The 8,475-nt window shown below is 46.9% G+C and carries 8 protein-coding genes; 5 read left to right on the top strand and 3 right to left on the bottom strand.

The window, feature by feature from the left end; genetic code table 11:
* On the top strand, window positions 1-1,172 hold a 1,172-nt coding region (locus Q384_RS10210; RefSeq protein ID WP_037587767.1), incomplete at its 5' end, for a calcium-binding protein.
* 234 nt (window positions 1,173-1,406) lie between these two features.
* On the opposite strand, the gene panB is transcribed toward Q384_RS10210, so the two are convergent.
* From panB to trpA, 3 genes are all read right to left on the bottom strand, one after another.
* Window positions 1,407-2,201 (bottom strand): 3-methyl-2-oxobutanoate hydroxymethyltransferase, encoded by a 795-nt coding sequence (gene panB, locus Q384_RS10205; RefSeq protein WP_037587765.1) that lies wholly within the window; start codon window positions 2,199-2,201, stop codon window positions 1,407-1,409.
* A 118-nt stretch (window positions 2,202-2,319) separates the two neighbouring features.
* On the bottom strand, window positions 2,320-3,186 hold the full coding sequence (accD, locus tag Q384_RS10200; RefSeq protein ID WP_037587763.1) for an acetyl-CoA carboxylase, carboxyltransferase subunit beta: 867 nt from the start codon (window positions 3,184-3,186) through the stop codon (window positions 2,320-2,322).
* Window positions 3,187-3,327: 141 nt separating this feature from the next.
* On the bottom strand, window positions 3,328-4,134 hold the full coding sequence (gene trpA / locus Q384_RS10195) for a tryptophan synthase subunit alpha (protein ID WP_037587761.1): 807 nt from the start codon (window positions 4,132-4,134) through the stop codon (window positions 3,328-3,330).
* A gap of 138 nt (window positions 4,135-4,272) precedes the next feature.
* Between trpA and rlmB the strand changes: the two genes are divergently transcribed.
* The 4 genes from rlmB (at window position 4,273) to lnt (ending at window position 7,906) form a co-directional block, all read left to right on the top strand.
* Window positions 4,273-5,019 (top strand): 23S rRNA (guanosine(2251)-2'-O)-methyltransferase RlmB, encoded by a 747-nt coding sequence (rlmB, locus tag Q384_RS10190; protein WP_037587759.1) that lies wholly within the window; start codon window positions 4,273-4,275, stop codon window positions 5,017-5,019.
* Between the two features lie 236 nt (window positions 5,020-5,255).
* Window positions 5,256-5,393 (top strand): hypothetical protein, encoded by a 138-nt coding sequence (locus tag Q384_RS13425; protein ID WP_156956542.1) that lies wholly within the window; start codon window positions 5,256-5,258, stop codon window positions 5,391-5,393.
* Between the two features lie 16 nt (window positions 5,394-5,409).
* Entirely contained in the window at window positions 5,410-6,300 is an 891-nt protein-coding gene (locus Q384_RS10185) for a DUF808 domain-containing protein (protein WP_037587758.1), read from the top strand.
* A 40-nt stretch (window positions 6,301-6,340) separates the two neighbouring features.
* Window positions 6,341-7,906 carry an apolipoprotein N-acyltransferase gene (gene lnt / locus Q384_RS10180; protein WP_037587756.1) on the top strand — a complete coding sequence of 522 codons (1,566 nt, stop codon included), beginning with the start codon at window positions 6,341-6,343 and terminating at the stop codon, window positions 7,904-7,906.
* Window positions 7,907-8,475 lie beyond the last annotated feature (569 nt).

Genomic DNA, 8,475 nt, shown 5'->3' with positions numbered 1-8,475 from the left:
TTAAATTCTCAGAAGTTTTATTTCAAAAAGAAGGTAATGATTTCTTGCTGTATGGCTATAACGACAATGATTTTATTCGTCTGAAAAATTTCTTCAGCAGCAGCACTTACGAAATCGAAATCTTTGAATTTGCCGATCGAACCTTAACGCTGGCACAGCTGCGCACAATCGGGCTGAGTTTTCAGGGTACAGACGGCAATGACGATATCAATCTTAACGCATGGCAGGGCAAAGCCAATGTTTATGCGGGCGATGGTGATGATACGATTAGTGCCGGCAATATTGCTTCAGGCAGCCTGTTGGATGGCGGCTCTGGCAACGATAAATTGTATGGCTCAAATAATGGCACAACATTTATTGGCGGCACAGGCAATGATTACTTACAGGGCGGCAGCGGTGCTGATGTTTATGAATTTGCCAAAGGGCATGGGCAAGATAGAGTATCTGATTACGGCAACTCCTCAAATGCCGACACCATACGTTTTAAAGATGTTAACTTCTCAGAAGTATTGTTCCAAAAAGATAACAACGATTTCTTGTTATACGGCTACAACGACAATGATTTTATTCGTCTGAAAAATTTCTTCAATGGCAGTTATTATGAAATTGAAACTTTTGAATTTGCCGATCGAACCTTAACGCTGGCACAGCTGCGCACAATTGGATTAAGTTTTCAGGGTACAGAGGGCAATGACAATATTGATCTTAACGCATGGAAAGGCAAAGCCAATGTTTATGCGGGCGATGGTGATGATACCGTCTATGCCCAATCACTCACTTCAGGCAGCCTGTTAGATGGTGGTGCGGGTAACGATAAATTATATGGTTCAAATAACGGCACAACATTTATCGGCGGTGCAGGTAATGATTATTTGCAGGGCGGCAAAGGTGCTGATGTTTATGAGTTTGCCAAAGGGCATGGACAAGATAAGGTATCTGATTACGGCAATCCTTCCAATGCCGATACCATTAAATTGACCGATGTGTTATTCGATGAAATATTTTTGGAACGTGTCGGCAATGATTTAACGGTGTTGAATGGTCAAACCGGTGATAAATTAACGGTGCAAAATTCGTTCAGCAGTACATATTACCAAATCGAAACGTGGCAGTTTGCCGATAAAACGCTGGAATTGCAGCAGTTGCTGGCAAATGCGCATTGGGTGGCGTAGATGCGAACAATCCAATAAGTGTTTATCAATAAAAGGCTGCCTGAAAGTTCAGGCAGCCTTTTTTATATAGCCAAACTGCTTTTTTCATCATGCGGCAAAGTTGTATCCATGTAAAAATAGGCAGTCGTTTGGCTGTATGTGATTTCTAAAAATAAAAAGGCTGTCTGACATACTGTGTATTCTGACGGCAATCATTGAATGGTTTTGCTGAGAAATACCAAATGATCAAGTCAATCAATCCGCATAAATGTGTTCCGCACCGGGAAAGCTGCCGTTTTTGACTGCCTCAACATAGGCAGCAACGGCAGCCTGAATGCCGGTTTGACCATCCATAAAATTCTTCACAAATTTGGCGGCTTTACCCGGGAAAATGCCCAGCATGTCATGCATCACCAAAACTTGTCCGTCGCAATCTGCGCCTGCACCAATACCGATGGTGGGACAAGATACAGATTCAGTGATGCGTTTGCCCAAAGAGGCGGGAATGCCTTCCAGCAATAACATGGCTGCACCGGCTTCTTCATGTGCTTTGGCATCTGCCAGCGTCAGTTGTGCCGCAGTGTCGCCGCGGCCTTGTACACGGAAGCCGCCGAAAGCATTAACCGATTGTGGTGTCAAGCCAATGTGCGCCCATACCGGAATGCCGCGCTGTTGCAGGAAATGGGTGGTTTCCGCCATCCACACACCGCCTTCCAATTTGACGATGTGCGCACCGGCTGACATGAGTTCCGCCGCGGCGGCGAATGCTTGTTCTTTGCTTTGTTGGTACGCACCAAAAGGCAAATCTGCGGCAATCATGGCGTTACGGCTGCCGCGAGCGACAGCGGCAGTGTGGTAGCACATGTCTTTGAGTGATACAGGTAAGGTGGATTGATGTCCTTGCACCACCATGCCCAAAGAATCGCCAACCAGCAAAACCTCAACGCCTGCATTGTCCATAAGTGCGGCAAAACTGGCTTCATAGCAGGTGAGTGTGGCAATTTTTTGGTGTTCCGTTTTCATTTTGCGTAATGTATTGACGGTAATCATAATTATTGCTCCTTAAGTTCATTTGCCTCAATGGAAAACAGGCTGCAGGCTGTCTGAAAATGTTTTCAGGCAGCCTGTTATTGAGTAATATTTTTTCCGAATTAAAAAGAATGAAACATTATGCCGCTTGCGTCGGTTCGCGGCGCAAAACACGAATCAATTTGGCTAAACGTGCTTTCAGTTCACGGCGGTCAACGATTTGATCAATTGCACCTTTTTGCAGCAGGAATTCGGCGCGCTGGAAACCTTCTGGTAAAGTTTCACGTACGGTTTGCTCAATGACGCGCGGACCGGCAAAGCCGATTAAGGCGTTGGGTTCAGCCAAAACCACATCACCCAAAAAGGCAAAACTGGCAGACACGCCGCCCATGGTGGGGTCGGTTAATACTGAAATGAAAGGCAAATCCAGTTCACTCAATAAGTGCAAGGCTGCACTGGTTTTTGCCATTTGCATCAATGAGTTTAAGCCTTCCTGCATACGCGCACCGCCGGAAGCGGAAACACAAATAAAGGCACAGCGGTTTTGGGCGGCTGATTGAACGCCGCGAATAAAACGTTCGCCCACGACAGAACCCATAGAACCGCCGATGAAACGGAACTCAAACGCCGCTGCCACGGCGGCAACGCCATTAATCGTGCCGCGCATGACCACCAGTGCGTCTTCTTCTTTGGTGAGTTTCCGCGCCGCGCTTAGGCGGTCAGGGTATTTTTTGCTGTCTTTGAATTTGAGAATATCAACGGGCGTAATGTCTGCGCCGATTTCTTCGCGGCCGGTTTCGTCCAGCAATAAACTCAGACGTTCTCGGGCAGTCATTGGGTTGTGATAGCCGCATTTGGGGCAAACTTGCTGATTGTTTTTCAAATCAGAGGCGTACAAGGTGGCGGCGCAAGAAGGGCATTTTTGCCATAAACCATCGGGAATGGTGGATTTTCCCGATTCTTCGTGTTTGATTTTTGGCGGTAAAATTTTATCAAGCCAGCTCATGATGTTCTCTTTCGGATAACCGCACGAGAAAACAGTAATCAAGATGAAAACGTTTTTTGCGGTGCTGAAGTTTTATTAATATTGGTTTCAGGCAGCCTTAAGTACTGAACGGCTGCCTGAAACGGCTGATTTGGGTTTGGATTAGTTATTTCTCGCTGCGGCAACCGCATTTTTTAATTCTGCTGCCAAAGGGGCAACGGCTGCGGCGGGATTATTGGGATTGCAGCCGATAATGTCCACAATCCGGCTGCCGACAATCACTGCATCGGCAACGGCGGCAACACGCTTGGCACTGTCGGCATCACGAATACCGAAGCCCACGCCCACGGGTATGTCAATCAATGAACGCAAGTGTTCAATTTTACGCGAAACTTCGGCGGTATCCAACTGACTTGAACCGGTTACGCCTTTGAGTGATACATAATAGACAAAGCCGCTTGCTTTGGCAGCGATGGTTTGAATGCGCTCATCGGTGGTGGTGGGGGCGATTAAAAAGATACAATCCAAGCCGTTTTGTTTGAGTGCTTGCTGTAAATCGTCAATGGTTTCGGCGGGGCAGTCCACAGTCAATACACCATCTGCGCCTGATGCGGCGGCTTTTTTTGCAAATGCGGCATAACCCATGCGGTGAATGGGGTTCAGGTAGCCCATTAACACCACGGGTGTCTGTTGGTTGCTTTGGCGAAACTGTGCCACAGTGTCTAATACATCGTCTAAGCTGATGTGGTGTGCTAAGGCGCGTTCGTGTGCGGTTTGGATAATGGGTCCGTCTGCCATAGGATCGGAAAACGGTACACCCAATTCGATGATGTCGCTGCCTTGTTCTGCCAGTGTGTGCATCAGCGACAGTGTGTTGTTTAAATCAGGGTCGCCGCAGGTGATGTAGGTAATCAGGGCGGCTTGGTTACGTGCTTTCAGTTGTTGGAATACGGCTTGGATTTTGCTCATCATGCTCTCTGCGGGAAAGGGTATTTTTGGTAAACATGGTAGTTTGTTGCTTGCGCTTTGGCAATGGGCAGTTTTCCGATCAAACGGGAACACGGTAAAACGGTTATAATCCGCATCGTTATTTTGTAGGGTAAACCAATGGCAAATCAACGATTGATTATCGGCTTTCACGCGGTAAATGCGCGGTTGTGGCAAAATCCGACAAGCATTATTGAATTATACGTGCAGGAAGGCAAACATGATGCACGAATGCGCGATGTGCTGGAAAAAGCCGCCGCTGAAAAAGTGCGGGTGATTTATGCAGATGCAGGCAGGCTTGATGTGCTGAGTAAACAAGGGCGGCATCAAGGTGTGTTGGGATTTATTGATGCGTCTAAAAATTATGTTGATTTGGACGATGTGCTGGAACACTTGACCGAGCCGCCGTTGCTGCTGGTGTTGGACGGCATTACCGATCCGCATAATTTGGGTGCGTGTTTGCGGGTTGCCGATGCCATGGGTGTTCACGCGGTGATTGCACCCAAAGACAAAAGCGCGGGGTTGAATGCAACGGTGAGCAAGGTGGCTTGCGGTGCGGCAGAAACCGTGCCGTATATCACGGTAACCAATTTGGCACGTACTTTGCGAGAATTGAAAGAGCGCGGTATTTGGGTGGTGGGTACGGATATGGCGGGTGAAAGCGATTTGTTTCACTTCAATGCACCCGAATCAATGGCTTGGGTGATGGGTGCGGAAGGCTCGGGAATGCGCCGTTTGACGCGTGATTTGTGTGATGTGCTGGTGTCAATTCCAATGTTCGGTACGGTGGAAAGTTTGAATGTATCGGTGAGTGCAGGCATGGTGTTGAGTGAAACACGGCGGCAGCGAATGGTGGTGCGTCAATAAAAAGTATTTCAGGCAGCCTGTTGCTGATAAGATGATATTCAGAACAATGTTGATTTCTGCCATTGTTTTGTTGTTCTTTAAGTACAAATGGGTTTGAAAACGAAAAATTGAAACAAACCGATTTTCTGCTTGATTAATGTTAAAGAATTATTTTTTATAATAAATTTATTGACCGCAATGAATTCTTTTGAATTTTGTAACAGCTAAATTCAAATGAAAGAAATAACGTTTTTTGCATGGCAGAAGCCATGATAGCGGTGTTGGTGTATGAAAATAAAGCCGGCAACGAAGCGTTTGGAAGAAGAATTTCAATCAACGGTTTTGAAAAAATAATTGGTATTGATGCAGTAGATTACCTGAAAATATCATTTTAATCTTAAAGGGAAATTTATGGCACTGGCTTCTTTGTTTACTTTGCTGGACGACATCACTTCGGTGTTGGACGATGTGGCGTTGATGACCAAAATGGCGGCAAAAAAAACAGCCGGCGTGGTGGGTGATGATTTGGCTTTGAATGCCAATCAAGTAACCGGTGTGTCGGCAGACCGCGAATTGCCGATTGTGTGGAAAGTGGCGAAAGGCTCATTCATCAATAAAGTGATTTTAGTGCCGCTGGCATTGCTGATTGCTTTTTTTGCCCCCGCATTGATTCCGCCTTTATTGATGATTGGCGGTGCGTATTTGTGTTTTGAAGGCGTGGAAAAATTGTGGCACAAAATCACTCATCGGCACGGTGGTGAAGAGACACATGACACGCCAGCAGTTGCCGCGGACGAGATCATTGATGAAAAAACCAAGATTAAGGGTGCGGTGCGCACGGATTTTATTTTGTCGGCAGAAATCATCATCATTGCGTTGGGTGTGGTAACGGATATGCCGATGCTGCAAAAAGCGATAGTAATGGCAATGATTGGTATTGGCATGACAGTGTTCGTTTACGGATTGGTGGCGTGTATTGTTAAGCTTGATGATGTCGGCGAATGGCTCAATCGCAAAAAATCGGTTTTTGCTCAGGCATTGGGGCGCGGGTTGATTTTATCAGTGCCGTGGCTGATGCGTGGTTTGGGTGTGCTGGGTATGGCTGCCATGTTTATGGTGGGCGGCGGTATCATTGCTCACAATATGGGTTTTGTGCATGAATGGCTTCATGCGCATCATTGGGATGTGGGCTTAATCGGAACGCTGGCAAGCTTGGTTATCGGCGTCATTACTGGTGCAATTGTGTGTGTTGTGGTGCTGCCGATTATGGCTTGGCGCGAGAAGCGGCAGCAGGCAGCCTGAAAGCAATAAACGGGGGAATAATCAACAAGGAAAATCCATGATGAATATTTGTGCATCATGTTTAGAGCGGTTGCGTATGCCGTGGCTTTATTGGGTGGTGCTGGCAGTGTCTGCGCTGCTGACGCCGTTTGCATTTGCGCCGTATCGGCTGTTTTGGCTGATGCCGTTGCTGTTGGCTTTGCTGTTGCTGCTCACGCAAATTCGTCCGCAATACATGGTGCGCAGTGCATATTTGTGGGGTTTGCTGGCTTATACCGCACAATTTTATTGGATTGATATTGCGTTGCATAATGTGGCGGGTTTGACGCAGTTTTTTGCACTGCCGCTGACCTTATTATTGCCTGCTTATTTGGCTTTGTATCCGGCGATGGTTTTTTGGCTACTGGAAAAATTTTGCTTGTCGCAATGGCTGCGGCTGATTGCGGTGTTTCCGATGTTGTGGACGCTGGCTGAATTTGCGCGAGAGCGGGCATTAACCGGATTTGGCTGGGGGGCTACGGGTTATTCGCAAATTGCCGAGTCGCCTTTAGCGGGTTTTGTACCAATCAGCGGCATTCATTTGGTAACCTTGGCAACGGTTTTGTTGGCAGCCTTGCTTGCCGCAGTGATTTTGTCCAAAAAATGGATTCAGCGAACAGTATTTTTATCGGCAGCACTGGTTTTGCTGTTGCTGGGTGAAGGTTTAAAGCACATATCGTTTACCGAGCCTGACGGCAGTAAAAACAGCGTGGCATTGTTGCAAGGCAATATTGAGCAAACTTTGAAATGGCGGCCGGAAATATTTGCCGAAACGGTGCAGCAGTATTACAACCAAGTGGTACAAAGCCATGCCGATATTGTGATTCTACCGGAAACCGCCATTCCCGAAATGCGTCAAAATCTGCCGCAAGGATTGCTGGCATCGTTTGCCACGCAAGCCAAACGCAATGGTTCAGACTTAGCGGCGGGCATGGCGCAATACACGGCAGACGGGCAGGGCTATTTAAATGCAGTGGTTAATCTATCGGCATTCGATCCTGACGCAGAAGACAATTTGCCGTTTTATGCCAAAAATCATTTGGTGCCGTTTGGTGAGTACATTCCCTTACCCGCGGTTACCGAATGGTTATATCGCCAAATGAATATTCCGCTGGCAGGCTTCAGCCGAGGCGGTGCGGCGCAAGCGCCGTTATTGCTGGGCAAACAAAAAGTGGCGTTCAATATTTGTTATGAAGACAGCTTTGGCGATGAATTAATTGCTTCTGCCAAACAAGCCAGCTTGCTTGCCAATGTGAGCAATATGGCGTGGTATGGCAAATCGGCGGCAATGGATCAGCATTTACAACAATCACAGGCAAGGGCGTTGGAAATGGGGCGGTTTATGGTGCGTGCCACCAACACCGGCATGACGGCAGTAATCAATCCGCAAGGGCAGGTACTTGCTTTATTGCCGCCGGATACGCAACAAACTTTGACAGCCGAGATAGTGGGTTATCGCGGACAAACGCCGTATATGCGCTTGGGCGGCAGTATTTGGCTGATTGGCTTGCTGGCGTGTTTTTTGGCAGCTTTATCTGTTTACGGGCGTTATCGGCGGCGAGCGTTAGCCGATGAAAATTTGAATTAATTTCGGCGGTGTTTCGGAGTACGCAGTATTGTTGATTTTTTGGCGGAATTCAGCTGAATTGATATTGAAAATATTGGATTTTTTACTGTGTTTCCCGTGTGTATTCAACAATATCAGATTGGTAACAGCCAAAATTTAATGATGACATACGTAAGCCATACAATTTGCCGAGTTTGTATCATTATTTCCTGAAACACAGGCTGCCTGAAATAATTCAGGCAGCCTGTGTTTCAGGCGTTCAATCGTTATCAAATTTCAGTTTTATCGTAGTTTTACTCTGAAAAAATGGCTTCCGCTGCGGTTACCGCCCTTACCATTCCTGTATCGGGCAGCAAAAAAGGCAGACTGTTTACACAGGCTGCCTGAAAACAACAAAACCACCGAATTGGTGGTTTTGGGGTGATGTGATTTCTGTGGTTGATTTAGATGGTAGTGTTCAAAAATCTGTGTCAATCCCCTAAACTATTCCAAATAGGAGACAACACATGAACAACCCCATATTCGACTTTAAAACAGCACTTAAACAGCTTCAATCAGGTCAAGCACTGACAGGCAAAGACGGCATACTC

Origin of the sequence: Stenoxybacter acetivorans DSM 19021, from assembly GCF_000745895.1 — a bacterium.
Lineage (GTDB): Bacteria > Pseudomonadota > Gammaproteobacteria > Burkholderiales > Neisseriaceae > Stenoxybacter > Stenoxybacter acetivorans.
The sequence above is the reverse complement of the archived record's forward strand: the minus strand, read 5'-3'. Positions and strand labels throughout refer to the sequence as shown.

Bases quoted from the DNA above. Each gene is read 5' to 3' on its own strand.
- panB (WP_037587765.1), bottom strand. From the start codon at position 2,201: ATGATTACCGTCAATACATTACGCAAAATGAAAACGGAACACCAAAAA.
- Q384_RS13425 (WP_156956542.1), top strand. From the start codon at position 5,256: ATGGCAGAAGCCATGATAGCGGTGTTGGTGTATGAAAATAAAGCCGGC.
- trpA (WP_037587761.1), bottom strand. From the start codon at position 4,134: ATGAGCAAAATCCAAGCCGTATTCCAACAACTGAAAGCACGTAACCAA.
- lnt (WP_037587756.1), top strand. From the start codon at position 6,341: ATGAATATTTGTGCATCATGTTTAGAGCGGTTGCGTATGCCGTGGCTT.
- accD (WP_037587763.1), bottom strand. From the start codon at position 3,186: ATGAGCTGGCTTGATAAAATTTTACCGCCAAAAATCAAACACGAAGAA.
- rlmB (WP_037587759.1), top strand. From the start codon at position 4,273: ATGGCAAATCAACGATTGATTATCGGCTTTCACGCGGTAAATGCGCGG.
- Q384_RS10185 (WP_037587758.1), top strand. From the start codon at position 5,410: ATGGCACTGGCTTCTTTGTTTACTTTGCTGGACGACATCACTTCGGTG.